This is a genomic window from Sphingomonas sp. (assembly GCF_035998645.1).
In the GTDB taxonomy this organism is placed as follows: Bacteria; Pseudomonadota; Alphaproteobacteria; order Sphingomonadales; family Sphingomonadaceae; genus Sphingomonas.
This window is the reverse complement of the sequence record NZ_DASYHL010000003.1, coordinates 574,908-598,543: the sequence shown is the minus strand read 5'-3', so window position 1 is coordinate 598,543 and position 23,636 is coordinate 574,908. Positions and strand designations below refer to the sequence as shown.

Below are 23,636 nucleotides of genomic sequence, written 5' to 3'. Positions count from 1 at the left end.
CTTTCGCGCCACAGCTACGCGGGCATCGGCGGCGCCGGTGCCCGCAGTCGTTTGAAACCTGTTGCAAAGCAGCACCGCTCGCCCCCATCTTGAACCCGTGCTGCGTCAATATGAACTCGTCGACCGGGTCCTGTCTTACGACCCCGAAGCCAATGAAGCGCTGTTGAACCGCGCCTATGTGTTTTCGATGCACGCGCATGGCAGTCAGAAGCGCGCCAATGGCGACCCCTATTTCAGCCACCCGATCGAGGTGGCCGGCATCCTGACCGACCTGCACCTCGATGACGAAACGATTGCGACCGCGATCCTGCACGACACGATCGAGGATACGGTCGCTACCCCCGAAGAGATCCTCGCCAAATTCGGGCCGAGCGTCGCGCGCCTGGTCGATGGCGTGACCAAGCTGTCCAAGATCGAGGCGCAGACCGAGAGCGAGCGCGCGGCGGAGAATCTCCGCAAATTCCTGCTCGCCATGTCCGACGACATCCGCGTTCTGCTGGTCAAACTCGCCGACCGGCTGCACAATATGCGCACGCTGCATCATATCCCGAAGCCCGATAAGCGGCGGCGGATCGCGCGCGAGACGATGGACATCTATGCCCCGCTCGCCGAGCGGATCGGCATGTACGAGTTCATGAAGGAGATGCAGACGCTCGCCTTCCAGCAGCTCGAACCCGAAGCGCATGAATCGATCACCAAGCGGCTCGCGGCACTGACCGTCGAGGGCGAGGATCGCATCGCCAAGATCGGGTCCGGCCTCAAATTGCTGCTGTCGCGCGGTGGGGTCGAGACGGAGATTTCGGGGCGCGAGAAACACCCCTATTCGATCTGGAAGAAGATGTCGGAGCGGCACGTCAGCTTCGAACAGCTGTCCGACATCATGGCGTTCCGCGCGATCGTCGGCACCGAAGAGGAATGCTATCGCGCGCTCGGCATCATCCACCGCCGCTGGCCGATGGTGCCGGGGCGGTTCAAGGATTATATCTCGACGCCCAAGCGCAACGGCTATCGCTCGCTGCACACCAGCATCATCCATGCCGGCGACACCCGCGTCGAAATCCAGATCCGTACGCGCGAAATGCACAGCCAAGCCGAACACGGCCTCGCTGCGCACTGGTCGTACAAGCAGAACGCAGTGCGCCCTGACACGCAGGTCAGCTGGATCCGCGATCTGGTCGACATCCTCGAACAGGCCGAAAGCCCCGAGGAGCTGCTAGAACACACCAAGATGGCGATGTACCAGGATCGCATCTTCGCCTTCACGCCCAAGGGTGAACTGATCCAGCTGCCCAAGGGCGCGACGCCGATCGACTTTGCCTATGCGGTCCACACCGACCTTGGCGATCAGGCGGTGGGCGCGAAGGTCAATGGCCGCGTCGTCCCGCTGCGCACCGAAATCGCGCAGGGCGATCAGGTCGCGATCCTGCGCTCCAAGGCGCAGCGGCCGCAGGACAATTGGCTGAACTTCGCGATCACGGGCAAGGCACGCGCCGCGATCCGCCGCCATTTACGACACAAGGAGCGCGACGAGTCGATCGCGCTCGGCCGCAAACTCTATGACGACATTGTCGGCCGCCTGCCCGTGCCGATCGGCGAGGAGGCGCTGGGCGCCGCGCTGACCCGCCTCAAGCTCGACGATGCCGACACGCTGATGGAGGCAATCGCCCGCCAGAAGGTTACCGACGCGCAGGTGATGGAAGCGCTGATGCCCGGATCGACCGAGGACGAAACCGCGCTTCAGCCGGTGCAGCGCGTGCCGATCTCGATCAAGGGCCTCACCCCCGGAGTCGCCTTCACCCTTGCCGCCTGCTGCCATCCCGTCCCCGGCGACCGCATCGTCGGCGTGCGCCAGCCCGGCGCGCCGATCGAAATCCACCAGATCAGCTGCCCGAAACTCGACGCGGTCGAGGATCAGGACTGGGTCGATATCGGCTGGGGCGACAAGGCGGAGGGCGGCACCGCGCGCCTTGCCGTGACGCTGAAGAACGAACCCGGCGCGCTCGGCATGGTCGCGACGCTGCTCGGCCAGCACAAGGCGAACATCCTCAACATCCGCTTCGACACCCGCGACACGACCTTCCACACCAACATGATCGACGTCGAGGTGCGCGACGCCGCGCATCTGATGAAGCTGATCGCGGCGCTGCGCGCAGCCGACGCGGTGAGTTCGGCGGAGCGGGTTTGACACCATCCTAGCTGCAGGTAGCGCGACGGCAATCAGAGGAGCTCGATCAGGCTGCCGTCACGTAGTAATATTGCCAGATGTAATGATAATCGCAGCCACCTACCGGTCTCACGGTGCGCCGCGCAGCCCATCCCCGATCTGTCTTTGACAATAAGCCAATATAGCCAAGCTCCGGAAACTCTCGGCTAAGGACACGTCTCACGATCGCGCCAGTTAGCCTACGCTCCGTCCCAATCTCCACAAATCGACTTTCCACGAGGGTTTCGTTGAGCCCCTTCCGTTCGAAGACGCTGATCTTCACATGCGGCATTTCTGCACGATCTCACTGAACCAACTGGGTTAGGGCTTATTCGGCATAGGATGGGCGCAAAGCAAACAATATCCCACCTTGCCCTAACCTTACGTGCTGGAGTGGTGACCGCGTTCCTGGCCCGACGCCAAGAAAACGCCCGCCCCGGGGGCTGATCCGGGGCGGGCAGGAACCGGCGCGTTCGCGCGGGCCGGAGGGTCTGGTTCAGTTGGCAGCCTTGGTCGCCTGATCCATCAGTGCTTTGGCGGTCTTGATCGCCTCAGCTTCGGCAAGCTTGCCGCTCTGCACGTCGCCCGCGATTTCCAGCAGGCGGCTGGCGATCAGGGTGCCGGATTCCGCCGCTTCGGTGATGCGGATGCCATTCTTGGCGGCGGCGATGCGGTCCCATTCGCCGCGCACGGCGGCCCAATAGCCCTTGGTCGCCGCCCAATAATCGTCCGCCGCCTTGACGCTGTAGCCGTCGAACTTGGTGTAGGTGTTCAGCACATATTCCTGCACCACCGGTTCGAGCTTGCCGTCGAACTGGCCCATTTTGGTGTTGTCCTGCCAATGGACCCAGCCGCCGGGGAAGCTCTGGTGGCGGTTGATGCCGAGATAGCGGTCATAGACCGGCCCGCGGATCGCATCGCGGCGGGCGAGCGGGCGCCACGTCCAGTTGGAGCGCCAGCGCCGCACGCCCGCCTCGGTCGTCCACTGGCCCCAGCCGCCATAGCGCGGGCTGTCATCGACCTGATACACGGTTTGCGACCAGCGGCCCGCGCGCATCCGTTCGGGCACCTCTTCCCAAGCCCAGCTGTCCGGGCCGGAATAGACCAGCACCTTCTCCGGCTCATATTCCCAGTCCTGCCGCCAATGTTTGATGACATGATCCTTGCCTTCATGGCTGACGACCAAGAGGTGCTGGAGGCGGATGATGCGGCCGGTATCCTCGATCACCCGGACCGATTCATGCCCGCCCGAAATCTTCGCCTCGATCGGCACATAGCCCTCGCGCCACGGCGTCGATTCGCGCATGTCGAAGCGCACCTTGTAGTTGCCCGCCATCGCCAGAATGTCGCGGCGATCGGCTTCGAAAATTGCCTTTTCTTCCTCGGGCGATCGCACCCGTACCGGGCCGTCGGCCAGTGCCGGGGCGGCCGTCGCGGTCATCAGCGCGGCGGCGATGCTCAGTCGAATCCAGTGTTTCATCTTACCCTCCGTTTTATGTCGTTGTTCAGAAGCGGAAGCTGACCGACACGCTGCCGTTGCGGCCCGGCTGGGTGTAGGCGTCCTTGATGGTGGAAGTCGGCGACAGGCCGCGCACATCGCTCCACCAGGCATAGGTTTCGTCGGTCAGGTTGAAGACGCCGCCGCGCAGCGTGACGCTGTCGGTGACCTTCACGAACGCTGTCACGTCGAGCGTGGTGAACGACGGCGGGGTGTAGTTGCCGCCGGCGCGGTCGGTTTCCTTCTTCGCGCTGTGCGTGGCGATCACCTGTCCGCCGAACCGCCCGCCCGGATCGCGCCAACCCGCGCCGATCACGACCTTGAGCGGATCGACCGTCAGCAACGGCGAGCGGGTGCCGCCGGGCGCAATCTCGTCGCCAGTCGCGTAGGAAATGGCGAGACGACCGGTAAAGCCGGTGTCGCTCCACGCCTCGAACTTCGCCTCGACGCCCTCAACCTCGGCCTTGTCGATGTTGATATATTGATAGATCGCCGGATCGGTGGGGGTGAAGCTGCCACCGACCACCTCCTGCGAGATGAAGTCGTCATAATCGGCATGGAAGGCGGTGACGTCGAGCCGGACATTGTCGCCGAGGAAGCGCACGCCCGCCTCGAAGCTGGCGCTGGTTTCGGGGCGCAGATCCGGGCTGGGCGCGGCGATATAGCCAAAGCCGAGATTGCCGAAGAACGCGTTGACCTGGCTCGGCTCGGGCGCCTTGAACCCCTGAGCATAGTTGGCGAACAGGCGGACGCGGTTGCCGTGCTTCACCACCGCGCCGAGCTTGGGCGATACGTGGGAACCCGATTGCGCGACCGGGGTGATGCCGGGGAAGGTCTGGCTCATGTCCGGCGACAGGTCGAAATGGTCGAAGCGCAGCGCGGGGTGCAGCGTCACCGGGCCGAGCGTCACCTCACCCGCCGCGAACAGGCCGACCAGCGTGTAATCGGTGTCGGGAAAGGCACGGGTCGGGAAGGTCTCTCCTGCCGGCGGAACGGTGCCGTCGCGCAGCCCGTGTTGCTCGGTCTGGCTGATGTCTCCGCCGACGATCACGCGCAGCGGCAGATCCGCGGAGCCGAAGTTGAACCGCGCCTCGCCCGATGCGCCATAAACGCGGTTCTCGAAAATGTTCAGCCGAGTACGATCGGCAGAGGTGTTGCGGTCCTCGGCGGTGAACTGACTGTCCTGCGAATCCTGAAGATAGGCCGCCAGCCGGGCGAACTCGATCGTGCCGTCCCCGGTCCAGGTCCAGTCGAGCGCCGTGCGCCAGCGATGTCCGGTGTCGGTGGCATCGAGATTGAGCACGCTGGACGCAGAGAGCGGCGGCGGGGTGGTCGCGTGACCGGTCAGCACATCGGTGAAGAGGTGCGTATCGAGATACTCGCCGGTCAGGCGGAAGCGATGCCCGCCGCTTTCATAGACCAGCCGCCCCAGCGCGGCGTTCGATCGCCCGTCCTGCGGATTGGCCTGCGTCCGCGCCGTACCGGTGCCGCCGACCGTCCCCTGATTTTCATATTCGTGGAAGTCGCGGCGGGTGTACGCCGCCATCGCCGACCAGTCGCCCGAGCGGCCCACGACGATCGCGGTCTCGCTGAATTCGTCATCGGCGGAGGAATAGGCGGCGCGAACCAGTCCCCCGACATTCTGGCCGTCGCGCAGCAGATCCTTGGGATCGCTGGTGATGAAGCTGACCGCGCCCGCGAGCCCGTCGCTGCCATAAAGGGCGGAGGATGCGCCGCGCAGAATCTCGACCGACTTGATCAGGCCCAGATCGACATAGTCGCCGCGCCCGACGCCCTGCGCGCCGAAACTGAACCCATCGGGGACGCGCACGCCATCGACCTGGATCAGCACGCGGTTGCCGCCGAGGCCGCGGATGGTGAAGCCTTCATTGCCCGCGCGACCGGTGGTGCCGAGCGCCGCGCCGAAACGGGTCGGCTGGCGCGGGACGCTCACCCCGGGCTCGAACCGCACCAGTTCCTTGATGTCGGTGACCAGTTCGTCAGCGATCTGCTCCGCGTCGATCACGCTGACCGTGGCCGGGGCATCCTGCGTTGCGACCGGGGTGCGGGTTGCGGTCACGGTGACAATGTCCTTGGGATCGGCCTCCGCGTCATTGGCCAGGACTGGCGTGGCGAACAGCGCCGTGAGCGCGACTCCCGAGACGAGGACGATCCAATGCGACTTCATACGATACCCCTTCAATATGCGAATGCGAGTGATTCTCATTTGCGATGCGGGTAGGCGGGGTCGTTACGGGTGTCAACCGGGCCAGCGTAAACCGCGCACAAATCCCGCATGACGAGGGCCGCGCACCGCGCTAAGACCGCCGCATGCAACGTCCAAAGCTCTCGGTCGTCGTGCCGTGCTACAATGAAGAAGGCTGCCTCGAGCTGCTGCATGGCCGCATCTCCGCGGCTGCGCGCGCGGCGGTCGGCGACGATTATGAAATCGTGCTGGTCAATGACGGATCGCGCGACGGCAGCTGGTCGGTGATGCAGCGGCTGTCGGCCGCCGACCCGCATCTCGTAGCGGTCAATCTGTCGCGCAATCACGGGCATCAGCTCGCGCTGACCGCAGGGCTAGACCTGTGCGCGGGCGACGAGATCCTGGTGATCGACGCGGACCTGCAGGACCCGCCGGAGCTGTTGTCCGACATGCGCGCGACGCTGCGCGAACAGGGCGCGGACGTGGTCTATGCGGTGCGGCGCAAGCGCGATGGCGAGACGTTTTTCAAAAAGGCGACCGCCGCGCTGTTCTATCGCATGCTCGACCGGATCACCGACACGCCGATCCCGCTCGACACCGGCGATTTCCGCCTGATGAGCCGTCGCGCGCTCGACGCCTTCCTGTCGCTGCCTGAACAGGCGCGCTTCATCCGTGGCATGGTCGCCTGGGTCGGCTTCCGTCAGGTGCCGTTCGTCTATGACCGGCATGAGCGGCACGCTGGCGAGACGAAGTATCCGCTGGCCAAGATGGTCCGCTTCGCGCTCGACGCGGTGACCGGCTTCTCGACCGCGCCGCTGCGCTTTGCCAGCCATGTCGGCCTGGCGCTCACCGGCCTGTCGGTGCTGCTGTTCCTCTACATCGTCGTCGGCTGGTTGTTCGGCAACGCGGTGCAGGGCTGGACCTCGACCCTGCTGGTCGTCGTCTTCCTTGGCGCGGTGCAGATGTTCGTGCTTGGCATGATCGGCGAGTATTTGGGACGGCTGTATGTCGAATCGAAGCGGCGGCCGCTTTACCTCGTCGCCGATGTCGCGGGGCCGGTGAAGGGCCATGCCTCGCTTGGCTACCGTTTTCAGGACTCCGGCGAAGTGACCGTCGCCCCCTTCGCGCCGCCGCGCGCCGATGTGGAAGAGCCCGCGCCGGCCAAGGCGCCGAAGCGCAAGTCCGAGCCGCCCACGCTGCTGTGAGGACCGTATTCGCCCTCGTCGCGCTTGCGCTGGCAGCGCCGGTTCTGGCGCAGGACGCGCCGACGCTGCGTGATCGGGTCGAGACAGAGTTCGCCAAGGCCCCGACTGGCACCCGCTTCGGACTGGTCGTCAGCGACGGTGCGGGGCGTGAGATCGTGGCGATCCGCCCTGACGAGCGCTTCATCCCGGCATCGAATACCAAGATCGTGACCACCGCCGCCGCATGGTGGGCGATGCCCGACGCGATCATTGCGCCCGACGCCAGCGGCGGCGCGGCGGTGCGGTTCGCGGGCAAGGACGTGATCCTCACCGGGCGCGGCGACGCGCGGCTGTCGAGCGCAGCGGATTGCGTCACCAACTGCCTGAGCCAGCTCGCCAACGCCATCGCGGCGGGCATCCGGCGCGTCCGCAATATCACCGGCGACGCGACCCTGTTCCCCGACGAGCGCTGGAGCGCGGGGATGAGCTGGAACAACATCCCGTCGCGCTCCGGCACCGCCAATTCGGCGCTGACCCTCGACGACAATGAGCTGGTCGCGACCGTCACCCCGGGCAAGCCGGGCGAGCCAGCGCGCTTTGACCATCTCGGCTATGTGACGATCGACAATCGCGTCGTCACCGTCGCGGGCGGCAAGACCGACATCAATTTCAACCGCCTGCCGTTCGACCGCGCGATCCGCGTGACTGGCACGATCGCCGCCGATGCCAAGCCGCAGACGCTGCGCTTCGGCATCGACGATCCGGCCCATTATGCGGCGTGGCGGTTCGCGGCCTTGCTGCGCGAGCGCGGGGTCACGGTCAGCGGCACCGTGACGTCGCGCTATCGTGCGGCCGACCGGTCGGACGATCCCAAGCAGCGCGGTGCGATCCCGCCACGCCCGCCCGAACCGGTTTGGGTCGCCGCGCTGACCCCGCCCCCACTGGCGGAGGATGTGCGCACGATCAACAAGGTCAGCCAGAACCTCCACGCCGAACTGCTGCTGCGCCGCACCGGCCTGATCGATGGCACCGGATCGGTCGCTGACGGGCAGGCAAAGGTCGCCGCGATGTTCGCCGCCGCCGGGGTGTCGCGCACCGCGTTCGACTTTTCCGACGGCTCGGGCATGTCGACCTATAACCGCATCGCCCCGCGCGGCATGGTGACGCTGCTCGACTGGATCGCGCGCCAGCCCTGGGGCACGGCGTGGCGCGAGACGCTGCCGATTGGTGGCGTCGACGGCACGCTGGCGCGACGGTTCAAGGGCACGGCGCTGGAAGGTCGCGTCTTTGCCAAGACCGGATCGCTCAACGCGACCAATGCGCTGGCCGGCTATATGGTGGCCAAGAGCGGGAAATTGCTCAGCTTCGCCGCCTATGCCAATGATGTACCGGGGGATGCGTCGGGGACACCGATGATCGACGCGGCGCTGGTGGCGGTCGCCGAGGCGAACTGAGGCCACGCCGCCCCGACCGGGGGATAGGCCATGCTGCTCGCCGCGATGATGCTGGTTCAGGATGCGGCTTCGCTTGAGGCCGCCGGTCGCTATGCCGACGCCGAACGCGCGCGCCGATCCAGCTACGAACAGGCACAGCGGCGCGGCGCTGGCACCGTGGCGACAGCGGATGCGGCGGAGAAGCTGGCCGACAATCTCGCGATGCAGTTGCGCCTCGCCGATGCCGAACCCTTTTACCGCCGCGCATTTGAAATCCGTCTGGCAAAGCGCGGCGAGAAGCATGGCGACACCGCGCGCAGCCTGCGGCAACTCGCCTCGCTGGCGATGGCGCGGGGTGCATTGGGCGAGGCGGAAGCGCTCGCGCGGCGCTCGCTCGACATTCAGCGTGGGCTGGTGCCGGCCGTCGGCATGGAGCTGGCCTGGGCGCTCAATACGCTGGCCGAGGTGCTGGCGGCGCAGGGCAAGGCGTTCGACGCCGACCCGCTGTTCGGCGAGGCAATCGTCATCGCGCGGGTGCAGGGCGATGCCGACCTTGCCATTCTGCTCAACAATCGCGGCAATAATTTCTACCGCATGGCCACGGCCACGGTGATCCCGCCGATGTTCCGGCGCCGCGCCGGGGCGACGCGTTCGGTGGTCGCGCCGAGTGATCAGGACGCGAACGGCGGACTCAACCCGCTGCGCAAACGCGCCTTTCTGGCGCAGGGTCGCGACCTGCTGGACGAGGCGATGCGGATGTTCACCGCCGCTTCGGGGGCGGACCATCCCGATGTCGCCAACCTCCTCAACGGTCTGGCCGCCAACTACCGCGCCGCCGGGATGCCGGTCGAGGCCGAGGCGCGCTATCGCCAGGCGGTCGCGATCAAGGCGCGGTTCCTGCCGCCCGACAATCGCGATCGGATCGTCGGCGAGTGGAGCCTGGGCGACCTGCTCGCCACCCGACCGGGCCGCGAGGCCGAGGCGCGGACCCGGCTGCGCGCGGCGATGGCCGGGGCGATGGCATCACAGGCGCGCTTCCGCACCTTCGACGCGGCGGCGAGCAATGAGCTGCGCAGCTATGCCCCCGTCTTCGCGACGAGCATCCGGGTGGCGTGGCGGCTGTCCCGCCTCACCTCCGTTCGCGCTGAGCCTATCGAAGCGCCAGCGCCGTAGTTGCGCAGGAGCACCCCGATCCTCCCCCGCAAGGGGGAGGTGTCAGCGCAGCTGACGGAGGGGGAGGAAGCACGACGGTCGAGAGGGCGCAGCTGTCCTCCCCCTCCGTCGCCTGCGGCGCCACCTCCCCCTGGCGGGGGAGGATTATCTTCGAAGATCAACCCTTCGGCTGTGCCAGCACGATGATCGACAGGCCGGGCGGCATTGGCAGGCGGCCGAGCAGATGGCGCTCCAGCCCGAAAATCTTCTCGAACGCCCAGTTGAGCGGCCCCGGCGGCGGCGAATCGTCGCTGTCGTCCTTGCCACGCAGCTTGCCCGCCAGTCGCGCGGCGACCGCAGCGGGGAACAGCAGCGAGTTAAACCACCGCAGCTTGCGCCATTTGAGGCCCGCCTTGTCGAGCGCGGCGGTCAGCGTGGCCTTGGAGTAACGGCGCTTGTGGTGGTTCACCACGTCATGCGCGCTCCACATCCATTGATGCGCGGGGACGGTGATCAGGATCGTCCCGCCGGGCTTGAGCCGCTTCGCCATCCCCGCGAGCGCGGCGACATCGTCCTCAACATGCTCGACCACGTCGAGCACCGCGATCAGGTCATATTGCCCCTCGGCCACCCCGCTCAGCTCGGGCAATGGCGCGGTGCCGACTTCCTTGCCCAGCCGCGCGCTGGCGACGGTGCGTGCGGCCTCGTCGATCTCGATCGCGTCGACCGTGCCGAACGCACCGAGCATCGGCAGGTTATGCCCGGTGCCGCATCCGATCTCGAGGATCCGCGCACCCGCAGGCGGCTGAACATAGCGCGCGATATAATCGGCGAGGATGTCGCGGCGCGCCACATACCACCAATGGGTGGAATCATGCTCGGCCATGCGGTCGTAAACGATGCGGTCCATGAATTATCCAAACACCCATTGGCGGTTGAGTGCAAATGTCGCGACGGGCGTAACCGTGACAATCGGGATCAGCGGCACCCATTCGGGATAGTGCATCAGGTCGGCGAGCACCCAAGTGAACAGCGCATTGAGCAGCAGCCCAAAGCCCTGAACGATCAGAAATTTGAAATGCTGGCGCCCGCTATTGTCGCGGCTGCCATGCCCCTTGAAGCTCCAGAAGCTGTGCAGGAAAAAGCCGCAGGTGACCGCGACCGCAAAGGCGAACGGCACCGCCGCAACGGCAAGGTTGGGGAACACCCACCACACCAATGGCAGATACACGGCCGAATAGATCACGGTGGAGATGCCCCCCGCGATACCGAAGCGGATCAGCTGGCCGAGCATCCCGCTCCGCCGCAAATCGCCAATTCGTTGAATGAGTGAAGCCACGCCCGCCTTGCCCTGAAGTCGCGCGCCGCCCTAATGCTCGCGCTGCGGAAGGGGAAGCGGTTTTGAGTTCGAGACGATTCGCGGGGTTCGACCTCGAACGGGAACTGCGGACGCATTGGGTGCGCTGGACGCTGCTCGCCTGGGCGGTCATCGGCGGCTGGTATCTGTGGCAACGCTGGGGGCTGGTCAACGCGCTGGCGCTGAGCGACACCGACGATAATATGCGGCTGATGCAGGTGCGCGGCCTGCTCGCCGGGCAGGACTGGTATGACCTGCGGCAGTACCGGCTGAGCCCGCCGGGCGGCCTCGACATCCACTGGTCGCGTCTGGTCGATCTGCCGATCGCCACGCTGATCCTGTTGTTCCAGCCGTTCACCGGCACGGCGATGGCCGAGCGGCTGGCGGTGGGGATCGCCCCGCTCTTCCCGCTTGCCGTGACGATGCTGGCAATGGGTGCTGCGGTGCGCCGCCTGATCGCGCCCGCCGCCTGGCCGCTGTCGATCCTGATCCTGCTCGGCTGTACCGCGACGATGGCGCAGTTCGTGCCGCTGCGCATCGACCATCATGGCTGGCAGCTCGCCTTCCTCGCGCTCGCCGTCATGGGCATCGCGGATACTCAGCGGATGCGCGGGGGCCTGACCGTCGGCCTCGCCAGCGCGGGATCGCTGACGATCGGGCTGGAGCTGCTGCCCTTTTGCGCGATGGCCGGCGCGATCGTCGCGCTGCGCTGGGTATGGGATCGCGATGAAGTGTCGCGAATGCGCGCTTATGGCCTGAGCCTTGCGGGCGGGAGCAGCGCGGGGTTCGCGCTGTTCGCGTCCAACGCCAATTACGCGATGCGTTGCGACGCGCTGACGCCGGTGTGGCTGTCGGTGATGGTCGTCGCGGGCGCATTGCTGTTCGGGCTGAGCCTGCTCAACCCCGCCAATCGCCTTGCCCGGCTGGGGCTGGCGGTAGTCGCGGGCGGCATCGTCGCGGGCGGGTTCGCCGGACTGTTCCCCAACTGCCTGCAGCGCCCGGAGGGCGTGTCGGACGAGCTCGCCACCACCTGGCTCAACAATGTCCGTGAGGCGCGGCCAATCTACAAGCACAGCTTCACCATGGCCTTCCCGATGGCGGTGCTTCCGGTGATCGGGATCATCGGCGCGGGCTTTGCCGCATGGCGCGCGAAGACTGCCGACCAGCTGGTTGCGTGGGTTGCAATCGGGCTGTTCACCGCCTTTGCCGGCGCAATGCTGCTGTGGCAGGTGCGCGCGGGACCGGCGGCGCAGCTGCTGGCGGTGCCGGGCGCGAGCTGGCTCGCCTGGACGATCGTGCCGTGGTTCCTGGGGCAGCGCTGGATGCTGGTGCGGGTGCTGGGGTCGGTCGCGGCGTTTCTGCTGGTGTCGGGGCTGTTCGCCGGCTTCGTCGTCAAATATCTGCCCGTCAGCGCGCCGCCGACCAAATATCGCGCGACGGTGAGCAAGGCCAACAGCCGCTGCGCCAGCGCTCCGGCAATGCGGACGCTCGACCGCACCCTGCCCCCCTCGACCCTGTTCACCCATGTCGACCTTGGCCCGCGCCTGATCGTGATGACGCGGCACAAGGGCATCGCCGGGCCATACCACCGCAACGAACGCGCGATCCTCGACGTCCACCATGCCTTTACCGGCAAGCCCGAGGCATTTCGCGGCATCGCAAAGCGTTATGGCGCGCAGTATTTGCTGGTCTGCCCCAACATGGCAGAGACGACCGTCTATCGCGCGCGGGAGAAGGATGGCTTCTACGGGCAACTCGCCAAGGGCAAGGTTCCGCAGTGGCTGGAGCCGGTGACGCTGCCCAAGGGCGCGCCATATCGGCTGTGGCGGATCCGGTACGACCGCTGAACGGGCGATCGCATGGGGGAAGCGCAGGGGGCGACGCGCTGCGTCACCCCTCGCGAAGGGTTCAGAAGCTGAAGCGGACCGAGCCGGTGATGGTCCGCCCGTTGAGCGTCTGGGCATTGACGATGCCCGATGCCGGGACCGCCGCCGAACCGACCTGCACCAGCGCCAGCTTGTCGAACACATTGTACGCATTGAGGCTCAGTTCGACGCGCGCGGTCGGCCGGACCTGAAGGAACGGGCTGACGATCACATAACCCGGCTGTTTCAGCAGGTTGCTGTCCTGTGCATAGCTGCTGGTCGTGCCGAGAATATTGGCGCCGATCGAGAACAGCCCGGTCTGATATTGCGGCATCGCCTGGAAGATCAGGTCGGGCTGGTGCCGCGGCGTGTTGCCAACGGCGGTCGGATCGGTCCGGTCGCTGTCGATCGTTGCCTTGGTATAGGTCGCACCGACGCGCAGGCTGAACGGCCCGCGTTCGAACAGGCCTTCCACTTCGACGCCCTTGGCGCTGTACGACCGGTCGATCGTGATCAGCGCAACCGCACCGGTCGCGTCGGCACCGATCTGCAGGTTCTTGTCCTTGGTCGATGCCCAGAAACCGGTGACGAACAGGGTCATGCCCGGCTTGCGGAGCTTGACCCCGGCCTCGGCCTGTTTGACCGGCGCATAGGCCGCGCTGTCGTCCGTCAGCTTGCCCGATGCGGGATCGACTGTCGGCGAGAAGAACAGCCGGTCGGCGCTGGCGCGGGCGCCACGGCTGTAGCGTGCGAACAGCGATACCGGCTCGGCCAGGCGATAGTTCACCCCGACCGAATAGGAGGCATAGCCATAATCGTAATCGGCGAAGCCCGGCTGGGCGAGCGGGAGCACCGCAACCGCGGATTCAGGGCCTGAAATCACGCCGTCGCGATTGAGGTCCATCGCGGCAAGACCGACGCGGTTCCCGCCGAGATCCGCGCCATAGAGCGTGCCGCTCACCTTCCCGAAATCATAGCGCAGGCTGGCGCCCACGGCGAGCGGGCCTTGCTGATAGTTGACCGAGCCATAAGGGGCATAGACGCGATAGTTCAGGTCGTAACGCCGATGGTAGCCGCTACCGCCAAAGATGCCATAGCTCAGGACGCCGCCCTCGCTGACCGGGGTGCCATTCGCCGCAACCACATCGATAAAGGCGCTGTTGCCGTCCGACGCCAGATCATAGGCGCTGTTGCCGAAATCATAATAGAGATCGACGTCCTGCGACGACGCGTAGAAGCCGGCAGTGGTCGTCAACTTGCCATTCCCCAAGTTCCAGACGCGGCTGCCACGCAGGTCGTTGGTAAAATTGTCCAGGCTGTTGATCTGGGCATTGATGTCGATCGCATTGGCGACCAGCCCATTTCCGTTGATCGTGCTGGCAGGCGAAATCGTCGTGCCCGCATTCGGGCCTGTGGCGTAGCGGAGCGATGCGCCGGGTCCGCCGAACGCCATCGCAAAGACTGGCGCGGGCAGCGTCGCGCTGGGCAGGGTTTCGTTATAGCTGCCGGAAATCCGGGCATAGCGGACGCGGTTGCTCAGCGTCCAGCCAGCGACGTCGAACTGCGCCTCCAGCCCGAGCGACGAGACCTTGCTGCGATTGCCCTCGCGCCGATCCATCGTGGTAGGGTTGTTGTCCTGATCGACCGACAGCGTCGCGCCGCGGTACCGCGACCCCGACAGCGTGGCCCGGCGCGGATCAAAGCCCGGAAGCGCCGCATATTCGGGATCGGAATTGGTGCCGGTCAGCCGCACCGGAACCAGCCCGTAATTGGGCTCGCGATCGTCCAGATACTTCGCGTAGAGGCGCACGAAGCCGCTGCCCAGCGTCTTGGTGATGTTGAACTTCACCTGCCCGCCGCGGAACGCGTTGTAACCCGCGTCACGCGGCCCTTCGCCCTGGCGATAGAAACCACCGATATTGAACCGGACGCTGTCGCTCAGCCGCGCGCCATAGTTGAAATCGGCACGGCCGAGTTCATGGTCGAGACCCGAAGACAATTGGATCATGCCGCCCTCTTCCTCGCCCGTCCGGGAGATGAAGTTGACGATGCCGCCCGGCGAATTCGACGAGAAGGTCGAGGCCGAACCGCCGCGAATCGCCTGCACCTGCGACAGGCTGAGGTCGGTCCGCAGAAAGGCGGTGGTCGCGGCGAAGTGAATGTCGCCGAACTCCATGACCGGCAGGCCGTCCTCCTGAATCTGGAGGAACTTCGACCCGTCCGCCGCCAGCGGCAGGCCACGGATCGTGATCGCCGTCAGCCCGTCGGTTCCGCCCGTCTCGGCGCGAATGCCCGGAATGTTGCTGAGGACTTCGGTGATCGAGCGCGTGCCGATCTTCTGGATTTCGGCGTCGTCGAGAGTGCTCGCCGAAATCGCGGTGTCGAGCAGGTCGCGGCCCTTGGCGACGCCCGTGGTGAACGACTGCTTCTTGGCGGGTGCCTCTGTCGCACTACCGGAGGTGCGGTCTGCGGTATCAGCCTCCTCATTGGCATAGGCGGGCAGCGCACACAGTGCTGCGGATACAAGAAGGAATGCTTTGGTCTTTTTCACCACGGGCCCCATGATTAGGAAAGGTGGTGGGCCAATGGTGCCTGGTCGATTAAAGCGCGATCTTTGTCAGGCTATGTAGAAATACGTCGGACAGCAGCGCGCGATGCAGAACCCATCCAACCGTTAGTATGGTTACTTTAAGATCAACGATTAACGGTAAGAATACATATTCCCCCAACTATCCCTTATACAGGAAACGATCAGCCGTCTTAATCAGCACATCACACCGCCGGGATCCGCGCATCCTTGCGGTCCGTCACACCCCAAAGCTCTGCTTCAACCCGTCGACGACAAACTGGATCGCAAGCGCGGCGAGCAGCACGCCGAGCAGGCGGGTGATCACCGATTCGATCTTCGCGCCAAGGATCCGCATGAGCGGCCCCGCAGCGAGCAATGCGAGCAGGGTAAGCGCCAGCACCAGCGCCAGCGCGCCGAACACTGCAGCAGTCTGGCCCGGACCATCCGCGCGTGAGACCAGCAGCATGATCGTCGCGATCGAGCCGGGCCCCGCAATCATCGGCATCGCCATCGGGAAGACCGAGACGTCCTCGACTTCCGGCGTCTGCATCACCTTTTCCGCGCGGTCCTCGCGACGCTCCTGACGCTTTTCGAACACCATTTCGAGCGCGATGATGAACAGCATGATCCCGCCCGCGATGCGGAACGCGCTGAGGCTGATGCCGAGCGTGCGCAGCAGCGCTTCGCCCACCAGCGCGAACACCAGCAGGATCGCGGTCGCGATCATCACCGCGCGGATCGCCATCGCGCGCTGCTGATTGGGGAGTGCACCCTTGGTCAGGCCGGCATAGATCGGCGCGCAGCCCGGCGGGTCGATCACCACGAACAGCATCGCAAAGGCGGACAGGAACAGCTCGATCATTGCACTTGCCTCTCTGCCAGCGTGCGTTCCCAGGCGAGCGCATCGCGGACGATGCGGTCGAGATCGTCATATTGCGGTCGCCACGGCAGTGCCGCGAGGATCGCGCGATTGTCCGACACCAGTTCGTCAGGATCGCCCGCGCGACGGCCCTCAAGTCGGCGGTCGATCGTGACATTAGTCACGCGGTCGACGGCATCGAGCACCTCGAGCACCGAATAGCCGCGGCCATAGCCGGCGTTGAGCGTGTGGCTGCTGCCCGGATCGGCGATCAGCAGGTCGAGCGCATGGACATGCGCGGCGGCAAGGTCGCTGACATGGATGTAGTCGCGCACCCCGGTGCCGTCCGGCGTCGCGAAATCGGTGCCAAACACCGAAACCCCGTCGCGCTTGCCGGTCGCCGCTTCGACCGCGACCTTGATCAGGTGCGTCGCACCTGCCGTGCTCTGGCCGCTGCGCCCCTGCGGATCGGCGCCCGCGACGTTGAAATAGCGCAGCGCGCAATAGTTGATCGGGTGCGCGGCGGCGACGTCCTTCAGCATGACCTCGGTCATCAGCTTGGACATGCCATAGGGGTTGATCGGCTGCTTCGGCGCATCCTCGCGCACTGGTACCACTTCCGGGATGCCATAGGTGGCGGCGGTGGAGGAGAAGATGAAGTGCTTCACCCCCTCGGCCACTGCGCTCTCGATCAGGCTGCGGCTGGCGGCGGTGTTGTTGCGATAATATTTGAGCGGGTCGCTGACCGATTCCGGCACCACCACCGACCCGGCAAAATGCATGATCGCGGTGACATTGTGCTCGCGTAGTGCTGCGCGGACCTTCTCGACATCGGCGATGTTGGCAACCACCAGCGACGCGCGCGGATCGACCGCCCAGTCAAAGCCGGTGACGAGGTTGTCGAGCACGACCGCACGCCAGCCCGCATCGAGCAGCGCGAGCACCGCATGGCTGCCGATATAGCCAGCTCCACCCGTCACCATCACCGTGCCGTCGCGCATCTTTGTCTCACCCCTAGTTGAGCGTTGCGCTCAATCCTATCTTGGGCCTCGTAGCAAGGAGTTGAAGCGAATGACTACCGAAACCGCGATTTTGGCGGGCGGCTGCTTCTGGTGTGTTGAGGCAGTGTTCAAGGACCTGATCGGCGTCGAGTCGGTCGAAAGCGGCTATATCGGCGGCCATGTCGACAACCCGACCTACAAGGCGGTGTGCGGCGGCAATACCGGCCATGCCGAGGCGCTGAAGGTCACGTTCGATCCGCAGCAGCTGCGCTATGACGACCTGCTCGACATCTTCTTCGCGACGCATGATCCGACGACGCTCAACCGTCAGGGCGGCGATGTCGGCACGCAATATCGCTCGGCAATCTTCCCGCAGTCGCCCGAGCAGGAAGCGGCGGCGCGCGCCGGGATCGAACGCAATGCGAGCGAATGGCCCGCCCCGATCGTCACCACGATCGAGGCAAACGACACCTGGTGGCCGGCCGAGGACTATCACCAGAATTACTGGGAAGGCGAAGGGCAGCGGAACCCCTACTGCCTCGGCGTCATCCCGCCCAAGCTGAACAAGCTGCGCAAGAGCTTTGCCGAGCGGCTTAAGGCGAAATCTGGAGCGTAACCCTATCGTCGCCCCGGGCTTGACCCGGGGCTGGGCTGCCTCTTCACGCCGGCTTGGCAGAAGAAGCCCTGCCCCGGGTCAAGCCCGGGGCGACAACTGTTTAGCAGGTGGCCGCGCGTTTCAGCCGATCGTTGATCGCGATGCCGATCCCGTCCTCCGGCACCGCCGCGACGGCAATCGCCGCACGATCCGACGCATCCGCGCGGTGCAGCGCGTCGAACAGGCGGGTGGCGGCCTCGGTCAGATCGCCCTTGGCCGAAAGCGTGTCATCGCCGCTGACAGCGCCAAACCCGATCAGCCACTCGCCGTCCCGCGCCTCGATCGCATTGAGCCGCAGCGGCTTGCGCGGGGCATAGTGGCTGGCGAGCTGGCCCGGCGCTTCGATCGTGTCCCCTGCCGCCCCCAGCCAGCGCCCGATCTCCCGCTCGATCGCCGCCGCCGACACGGGGCCGGGGCGCAGCAGGCGCGGTTGCGCGCCGACCGCGACGATGGTCGATTCGATCCCGCCGCTAGTCGCGCCATCGTCGATGATCAGCGGCACGCGGTCTGCGAGCGAGGCGGCGACGTGCGCGGCGCGGGTCGGGCTGATCGTGCCGCTGGCATTTGCGGACGGCGCGGCGAGCGGCGTTCCGCAGGCGGCAAGCAATGCCTGCATCGCGCGATGCTGTGGCACGCGGATCGCGACGGTGGAAAGCCCCGCCGTGACCAGCCCCGCAATCGCCGCATCGGGGCGCAGCGGCAGCACCAATGTCAGCGGCCCCGGCCAGAAGGCATCGGCGAGTGCGCGCGCGTCACGGTCGAACATCGCAATCGCCTCTGCCGCACGGCGATCGGCGACATGGACGATCAGCGGGTTGAAGCTGGGCCGCCCCTTGGCCGCATAGATGCCCGCCACCGCCTCTGCATTGGTCGCATCGGCGGCGAGTCCGTACACCGTCTCGGTCGGAGTCGCGACGCATCCGCCCGCTGCGATGATCGCGGCGGCCTCGGCAATGGCAGCCTCGCCGTAGGGTAAGATGCGGGGATTTGGCGCGGTCATTTCCGATGGCTATAGCGCTGACAAAAGCGCTGCAAGAGAGAGGACGAAATGAGCTTCACCCCCGCCATCGCCGAACAGCGTTTCGTGCTGGAACATGTCGCGCAAATCGCGGACCTGGGCGTCGAATCCGACATCCTCGATGCGGTGCTCGAAGGTGCAGGCGCGTTCGCCGCGGGCGAATGGGCGCCGCTCGACCGCGCGGGCGATACCGTCGGCGCGAAATGGTCGCCTGAAGGCGTGACCATGCCCGATGGCTATCGCGCGGCGTATCAGGCCTATGTCGAGGGCGGCTGGGGCACGATCGGATCGCCGGAAGCCTTTGGCGGACAGGGGCTGCCCTTCGCGCTGTCGACCGCGGTGCTGGAGACGCTGGGCAGCGCGAATATGGGCTTTGCGCTGTGCCCGACGCTGACCGTCGGCGCGATCGAGTCGCTGATGCACCATGGCACGCCCGAGCAGCAGGCGGCGTATCTGCCGCACCTCGCCACCGGCGCGTGGACCGGAACGATGAACCTGACCGAGCCGCAGGCCGGATCGGACGTCGGCGCGCTCAAGACCAAGGCCGAGCCGCGTGCCGACGGCACGTGGAGCATCAGCGGGACCAAGATCTATATCAGCTTTGGCGACCATGATCTGGCCGACAATATCGTCCATCTGGTGCTGGCGCGCACGCCGGGGGCCCCTGCGGGGACCAAGGGCATTTCGCTGTTCCTGGTGCCGAAATATCGCCTGAACGCCGATGGCACACCCGGCGACTTCAACGATGTCCGCGTGGTGTCGATCGAGCACAAGATGGGCCTCCACGCCTCCCCCACCTGCGTCCTCAGCTTCGGCGACAATGGCGATTGTGTCGGCGAGCTGATTGGCCCGGAAATGGGCGGCATGCGCGCGATGTTCACGATGATGAACAATGCGCGGCTGAACGTGGGGCTGCAGGGCGTGCAGGTCGCCGAGCGCGCGACCCAGCGCGCCGTCGCCTATGCCCGCGACCGGGTGCAGGGCGTGCGCGAGGGCAAGCCCGCGACGATCGTCGAATTCCCGGATGTCCGCCGCATGCTGATGCGGATGAAGGCGCAGACCATGGCCGCGCGCGCGCTGGTCTATCTGGCGGCGGCGCAGGTCGATCGCGCCAATGCCGGCGACGCACAGGCGCGCGCGCTGCTCGACCTGCTCACCCCGCTCGCCAAGGCGCATGGCACCGACATCGGCTGTGAAGTGACCAGCATCGGCATCCAGGTGCATGGCGGCATGGGCTATATCGAGGAGACCGGCGCCGCCCAGCATTTCCGCGACGCGCGCATCACCCCGATCTATGAAGGCACCAACGGCATCCAGGCCGCCGATCTGGTCGGGCGCAAGCTCAACATGGATGGCGGCGCTACCTTGCTGGCGCTGCTCACGCGGATGAAGGCCGATGCGCAAGACGCCGGGCTGATCGCGCTGATCGACGCGTGCGAGGATGTCACGCGGCACATGCTGGCGGCTGACATGGATGACCGGCTGGCGGGCAGCTACCCGTTCCTCACCATGCTCTCGGTCGCGGTGTGCGGCTGGCTGATGGAAGCGCAGGGCCGGATCGCGGCCGGGGCCGAAGGCGACCCGGCGTTCCTGGCGATGAAGGTTGCGGCAGCGCGGTTCTACGTCGCTCAGATCGTGCCCGAAGCAATGGGCCTGAAAGCATCGGCGATGGCGAACGCGGAGGCGCTCTACGCGGTCGATGCGGAGATGTTCGCGGCATAACCGAAGCTGTCACCCCGGCCTTGTGCCGGGGTCCACCAGTCCGCAAGCGCGGCGCTAGAGCCTCTATCGCTGGAGTGACGGCACCGTGGACCCCGGCACAAGGCCGGGGTGACCAGCGAGAGTATCAGGCGATCTCGCGATCCAGCAGTTCGTGCGCGCTCAGGCCGAGCAACGCGATATGATCGCGCACCTTGGGCCAATAGCCGGTGAGGAAGCGGTCGCGCTCGGCGAGTTTCAGCCGTTCGACCGCACCCGCCAGCACGAACATGCCAACGCCGCGGCGGACCTCGACATAGCCGTCGTCCTGAAAGCTCTGATACGCCTTGGCCACCGTCAGCGGGTTGGCGCCATGTTCGGCGGCGAGCGCGCGCACCGATGGCAATTGATCCCCCGCCCGGTATTCGCCGCGCAGGATCGCGGTTGCGATCGTCGCACGCAGCTTCAGGTAAACCGGGCTGTCTTCATGTTCGAGCGCTGTCATGGTGACTTAATACAGCATGGGGCAGACAAGTTCCAGACCCAATAGGGTTTCTACTGAAACCATCTGACGCTCAACCTACCCAATTCGACACGATTGCGTCGAGATCGGGCCGGGGGCGCTCCTCCAGGGGCTTGGACTGGGTGCCGATATAGATGAATCCGGCAATCCGCTCGGGCGCGGCACCGAACAGGTCGCGCACCGCATCGCTGAAGGTGGCCCAGCCCGTGAGCCAGTTGCCCGCGAACCCCATCGCATGAGCAGCGTGGAGCAGGTTCATCGTCGCCGCGCCGACCGACAATTCCTGTTCCCATAGCGGGATGTGGCTGCCGACCTTGGGCGAATAGAGGACGACCACCAGCGTCGGCGATTGCCGCGCGAACTGTTCCATCGCCTCAATCTCCAGCCGCGCGGCGGTGGGGCGTTCGGCGCGATAGGCATCGACCAGCGCCGCGGCAAAGGCATCGCGCGCCTCTTGCGGCACCACCACGAAGCGCCACGGGGCGAGCTTGCCGTGATCGGGCGTGCGCGCGGCGATTTCCAGAATGTCGCGCAGCTGCGCCGCATCCGGGCCGGGCGCGACCAGATCGCGCGCCTTGCCCGAACGGCGGGTGCGCAGGAGCGAAAGCGGGGTGGTGGTGTCGTTGAAGCTCATTCCCACCCGTTAGCGCGCCGATCCCGCGCCGCAAAGGCCCATTGCGAGCGAGTCGCAATGGGCCAAGCCGAGCCGATCACGGTTTCCGCTGTAACAATCATGCTTCACATGCCGGTTTTCGCCGCTAGTCTCCCCGCCATCCGGCCCCAGAGCCAATAAATGTCAGGGAGTTTCGTGCCGATGGCGCACACATCAGCAGCCGCAGCGGGCGGCGAGCGGACCTTATTGGGTCATCCGCTCGGCCTGTTCATCCTGTTCTTCGCCGAAATGTGGGAGCGGTTTTCCTACTACGGCATGCGCGCGCTGCTGATCTTCTACCTGACCCAGCACTGGCTGTTTTCGGACGAAAAATCGGGCGTCATCTACGGCGCATACACCGCATTGGTGTACATCACCCCGGTGCTCGGCGGTTATCTCGCCGATCGCTATCTGGGCCAGCGCAAGGCAGTGCTGTACGGCGCGGTGCTGCTGACCTTCGGGCACTTCCTGATGGGATTCGAGGGTGATGGCGGGACCGATAGCGGCGCGCTCAACATCTTTTGGCTCGCTTTGTCCTTCATCATCGTCGGCTCGGGCTTTCTGAAAGCCAATATCTCGGTGATCGTGGGCCAGCTTTATCCGCGCACCGACGTGCGGCGCGATGGCGCGTACACGATCTTCTACATGGGGATTAACCTCGGCGCGGCGCTTGGCTCGCTGCTCTGCGGCTATCTCGGCCAGACCTATGGCTGGAGCTACGGCTTCGGCGCGGCGGGCGTCGGCATGCTGCTCGGCCTGATCGTGTTCGTGATCGGCAAGCCGCTGCTGATGGGCAAGGGCGAAGCACCCGATGCCGAAGCGCTCAAGAAGTCGGTGCTCGGCATCAAGTTCGAATGGCTGCTCTACCTGATCGGCGTCGCCGCCGTGGTCGGCATTTGGCAGCTGATCCAGTATCAGGCGGTGATCGGCTGGCTGTTGATGGTCGCGGGCGCACTGCTCGTCGGCTATGTCCTGTTCACGGCTGTCGTGAAGCTGGACCGCGAGGCGCGCGACCGCATCTTCGCGGCGATGTTCCTGATTCTCGGTTCGATCCTGTTCTGGGCATTGTTCGAACAGGCCGGTTCGTCGCTCAACCTGTTCACCGATCGCTATGTCGATCGTGCGGGCGTCCCGGCATCGATGTTCCAGTCGATCAACGCGATCTACATCGTGCTACTCGCGCCGCTGTTCGCTGCGGCATGGACCTATCTTGGCCGTCGCGGACTTGAGCCCTCGACCCCGGCCAAGTTCGGCTTGGCGATGCTTCAGCTTGGCCTTGGCTTCCTCGTCCTCGTCTGGGGTTCGCAGGCAGCGGGCATGGAGAACCTGACCCCGGTCATCTTCATTTTCCTGATCTACCTGCTGCACACCACCGGTGAGCTGTGTCTGTCGCCGGTCGGCCTCAGCGCGATGAACCGGCTGGCTCCCGCGCACATGGCGAGCCTGATCATGGGCACCTGGTTCTTCGCATCGGCGACCGGCAACTTCGCCGCGGGCCTGATCGCGGCGGCGACGGGGTCCGAGGCTGCGGCGGGCGAAGGCGCGAACAAGGCGGTCGTGCTCGACGTCTATACGACGGTCGGCTGGGTCGCGATCGGCTTTGGCGTCGCGGTCGTGCTGATCTCGCCGCTGGTCAAGAAGCTGATGCATCTCGACACGCTGAAGGACGACGATCTGGCGGGCACGGCGGAACTTGCCGAGCCGCAGGCGCCGGGCATCAACATCAAGGACGAAACACGCTGATCGTCTGAAACCGGGAGGGG

18 protein-coding genes are annotated in these 23,636 nt (G+C 65.8%); 8 read left to right on the top strand and 10 right to left on the bottom strand.

The window, feature by feature from the left end; translation table 11 throughout:
• The first annotated feature begins 97 nt into the window (after nucleotides 1–97).
• Nucleotides 98–2,185: a bifunctional (p)ppGpp synthetase/guanosine-3',5'-bis(diphosphate) 3'-pyrophosphohydrolase gene (locus tag VGN66_RS06650; protein WP_327518065.1), complete on the top strand. Its 2,088-nt coding sequence runs from the start codon at nucleotides 98–100 to the stop codon at nucleotides 2,183–2,185.
• 514 nt (nucleotides 2,186–2,699) lie between these two features.
• Here the strand turns inward: VGN66_RS06650 and VGN66_RS06645 are convergent.
• Both VGN66_RS06645 and VGN66_RS06640 read right to left on the bottom strand, forming a co-directional pair.
• Nucleotides 2,700–3,683 carry a DUF6607 family protein gene (locus VGN66_RS06645; protein WP_327518064.1) on the bottom strand — a complete coding sequence of 328 codons (984 nt, stop codon included), beginning with the start codon at nucleotides 3,681–3,683 and terminating at the stop codon, nucleotides 2,700–2,702.
• A gap of 25 nt (nucleotides 3,684–3,708) precedes the next feature.
• Complete coding sequence (locus tag VGN66_RS06640; RefSeq protein ID WP_327518063.1) at nucleotides 3,709–5,889, bottom strand: TonB-dependent hemoglobin/transferrin/lactoferrin family receptor; 2,181 nt, start codon at nucleotides 5,887–5,889, stop codon at nucleotides 3,709–3,711.
• Nucleotides 5,890–6,032: 143 nt separating this feature from the next.
• Between VGN66_RS06640 and VGN66_RS06635 the strand changes: the two genes are divergently transcribed.
• The 3 genes from VGN66_RS06635 to VGN66_RS06625 are packed head-to-tail and all read left to right on the top strand — an operon-like array spanning nucleotide 6,033 to nucleotide 9,697.
• Nucleotides 6,033–7,112, top strand: coding sequence for a glycosyltransferase family 2 protein (locus VGN66_RS06635; protein ID WP_327518062.1), 1,080 nt, complete (start codon nucleotides 6,033–6,035; stop codon nucleotides 7,110–7,112).
• Nucleotides 7,109–8,545, top strand: a complete 1,437-nt coding sequence (dacB, locus tag VGN66_RS06630; protein WP_327518061.1) for a D-alanyl-D-alanine carboxypeptidase/D-alanyl-D-alanine endopeptidase — start codon at nucleotides 7,109–7,111, stop codon at nucleotides 8,543–8,545. The genes VGN66_RS06635 and dacB overlap by 4 nt, the downstream gene beginning before the upstream one ends.
• Nucleotides 8,546–8,575: 30 nt before the next feature.
• Nucleotides 8,576–9,697 (top strand): tetratricopeptide repeat protein, encoded by a 1,122-nt coding sequence (locus VGN66_RS06625; RefSeq protein ID WP_327518060.1) that lies wholly within the window; start codon nucleotides 8,576–8,578, stop codon nucleotides 9,695–9,697.
• A gap of 157 nt (nucleotides 9,698–9,854) precedes the next feature.
• Here VGN66_RS06625 and VGN66_RS06620 read toward each other — a convergent pair whose 3' ends face one another.
• Both VGN66_RS06620 and VGN66_RS06615 read right to left on the bottom strand, forming a co-directional pair.
• Nucleotides 9,855–10,586, bottom strand: coding sequence for a class I SAM-dependent methyltransferase (locus VGN66_RS06620; RefSeq protein WP_327518059.1), 732 nt, complete (start codon nucleotides 10,584–10,586; stop codon nucleotides 9,855–9,857).
• Between the two features lie 3 nt (nucleotides 10,587–10,589).
• The gene (locus tag VGN66_RS06615; protein ID WP_224921476.1) at nucleotides 10,590–10,970 is read right to left on the bottom strand and encodes a GtrA family protein; all 381 of its coding nucleotides are present in this window, start codon (nucleotides 10,968–10,970) and stop codon (nucleotides 10,590–10,592) included.
• 107 nt (nucleotides 10,971–11,077) lie between these two features.
• Between VGN66_RS06615 and VGN66_RS06610 the strand changes: the two genes are divergently transcribed.
• Nucleotides 11,078–12,880 (top strand): AcrB/AcrD/AcrF family protein, encoded by a 1,803-nt coding sequence (locus tag VGN66_RS06610; protein ID WP_327518058.1) that lies wholly within the window; start codon nucleotides 11,078–11,080, stop codon nucleotides 12,878–12,880.
• Between the two features lie 61 nt (nucleotides 12,881–12,941).
• On the opposite strand, the gene VGN66_RS06605 is transcribed toward VGN66_RS06610, so the two are convergent.
• The 3 genes from VGN66_RS06605 to galE all read right to left on the bottom strand — a co-directional run bounded on the left by VGN66_RS06605 (nucleotide 12,942) and on the right by galE (nucleotide 17,327).
• Nucleotides 12,942–15,449, bottom strand: coding sequence for a TonB-dependent receptor domain-containing protein (locus VGN66_RS06605; protein ID WP_327518057.1), 2,508 nt, complete (start codon nucleotides 15,447–15,449; stop codon nucleotides 12,942–12,944).
• A 256-nt stretch (nucleotides 15,450–15,705) separates the two neighbouring features.
• Nucleotides 15,706–16,329, bottom strand: a complete 624-nt coding sequence (locus VGN66_RS06600) for a MarC family protein (RefSeq protein WP_327518056.1) — start codon at nucleotides 16,327–16,329, stop codon at nucleotides 15,706–15,708.
• Nucleotides 16,326–17,327: a UDP-glucose 4-epimerase GalE gene (gene galE, locus VGN66_RS06595; protein ID WP_327518055.1), complete on the bottom strand. Its 1,002-nt coding sequence runs from the start codon at nucleotides 17,325–17,327 to the stop codon at nucleotides 16,326–16,328. The genes VGN66_RS06600 and galE overlap by 4 nt, the downstream gene beginning before the upstream one ends.
• A gap of 70 nt (nucleotides 17,328–17,397) precedes the next feature.
• Between galE and msrA the strand changes: the two genes are divergently transcribed.
• Nucleotides 17,398–17,943, top strand: a complete 546-nt coding sequence (gene msrA, locus VGN66_RS06590) for a peptide-methionine (S)-S-oxide reductase MsrA (RefSeq protein ID WP_327518054.1) — start codon at nucleotides 17,398–17,400, stop codon at nucleotides 17,941–17,943.
• Between the two features lie 100 nt (nucleotides 17,944–18,043).
• On the opposite strand, the gene VGN66_RS06585 is transcribed toward msrA, so the two are convergent.
• Nucleotides 18,044–18,982, bottom strand: coding sequence for an L-threonylcarbamoyladenylate synthase (locus tag VGN66_RS06585; protein WP_327518053.1), 939 nt, complete (start codon nucleotides 18,980–18,982; stop codon nucleotides 18,044–18,046).
• Between the two features lie 48 nt (nucleotides 18,983–19,030).
• Between VGN66_RS06585 and VGN66_RS06580 the strand changes: the two genes are divergently transcribed.
• Nucleotides 19,031–20,722, top strand: a complete 1,692-nt coding sequence (locus VGN66_RS06580) for an acyl-CoA dehydrogenase (RefSeq protein WP_327518052.1) — start codon at nucleotides 19,031–19,033, stop codon at nucleotides 20,720–20,722.
• Between the two features lie 124 nt (nucleotides 20,723–20,846).
• Here the strand turns inward: VGN66_RS06580 and VGN66_RS06575 are convergent, their stop codons facing one another.
• Together VGN66_RS06575 and VGN66_RS06570 are read right to left on the bottom strand one after the other, a co-directional pair.
• Nucleotides 20,847–21,203, bottom strand: a complete 357-nt coding sequence (locus tag VGN66_RS06575; protein WP_327518051.1) for a GntR family transcriptional regulator — start codon at nucleotides 21,201–21,203, stop codon at nucleotides 20,847–20,849.
• Between the two features lie 70 nt (nucleotides 21,204–21,273).
• Nucleotides 21,274–21,855 (bottom strand): nitroreductase, encoded by a 582-nt coding sequence (locus VGN66_RS06570; protein WP_327518050.1) that lies wholly within the window; start codon nucleotides 21,853–21,855, stop codon nucleotides 21,274–21,276.
• A gap of 180 nt (nucleotides 21,856–22,035) precedes the next feature.
• Between VGN66_RS06570 and VGN66_RS06565 the strand changes: the two genes are divergently transcribed.
• Nucleotides 22,036–23,616: a peptide MFS transporter gene (locus VGN66_RS06565; protein ID WP_327518049.1), complete on the top strand. Its 1,581-nt coding sequence runs from the start codon at nucleotides 22,036–22,038 to the stop codon at nucleotides 23,614–23,616.
• Nucleotides 23,617–23,636: the final 20 nt, after the last annotated feature.

Excerpts from the sequence above, each read along its gene's own strand:
- VGN66_RS06645 (WP_327518064.1), bottom strand. The coding sequence starts at position 3,683 with ATGAAACACTGGATTCGACTGAGCATCGCCGCCGCGCTGATGACCGCG.
- VGN66_RS06640 (WP_327518063.1), bottom strand. The coding sequence starts at position 5,889 with ATGAAGTCGCATTGGATCGTCCTCGTCTCGGGAGTCGCGCTCACGGCG.
- VGN66_RS06635 (WP_327518062.1), top strand. The coding sequence starts at position 6,033 with ATGCAACGTCCAAAGCTCTCGGTCGTCGTGCCGTGCTACAATGAAGAA.
- VGN66_RS06625 (WP_327518060.1), top strand. The coding sequence starts at position 8,576 with ATGCTGCTCGCCGCGATGATGCTGGTTCAGGATGCGGCTTCGCTTGAG.
- VGN66_RS06620 (WP_327518059.1), bottom strand. The coding sequence starts at position 10,586 with ATGGACCGCATCGTTTACGACCGCATGGCCGAGCATGATTCCACCCAT.
- VGN66_RS06615 (WP_224921476.1), bottom strand. The coding sequence starts at position 10,970 with ATGCTCGGCCAGCTGATCCGCTTCGGTATCGCGGGGGGCATCTCCACC.
- VGN66_RS06600 (WP_327518056.1), bottom strand. The coding sequence starts at position 16,329 with ATGATCGAGCTGTTCCTGTCCGCCTTTGCGATGCTGTTCGTGGTGATC.
- galE (WP_327518055.1), bottom strand. The coding sequence starts at position 17,327 with ATGCGCGACGGCACGGTGATGGTGACGGGTGGAGCTGGCTATATCGGC.
- msrA (WP_327518054.1), top strand. The coding sequence starts at position 17,398 with ATGACTACCGAAACCGCGATTTTGGCGGGCGGCTGCTTCTGGTGTGTT.
- VGN66_RS06585 (WP_327518053.1), bottom strand. The coding sequence starts at position 18,982 with ATGACCGCGCCAAATCCCCGCATCTTACCCTACGGCGAGGCTGCCATT.
- VGN66_RS06580 (WP_327518052.1), top strand. The coding sequence starts at position 19,031 with ATGAGCTTCACCCCCGCCATCGCCGAACAGCGTTTCGTGCTGGAACAT.
- VGN66_RS06575 (WP_327518051.1), bottom strand. The coding sequence starts at position 21,203 with ATGACAGCGCTCGAACATGAAGACAGCCCGGTTTACCTGAAGCTGCGT.
- VGN66_RS06570 (WP_327518050.1), bottom strand. The coding sequence starts at position 21,855 with ATGAGCTTCAACGACACCACCACCCCGCTTTCGCTCCTGCGCACCCGC.
- VGN66_RS06565 (WP_327518049.1), top strand. The coding sequence starts at position 22,036 with ATGGCGCACACATCAGCAGCCGCAGCGGGCGGCGAGCGGACCTTATTG.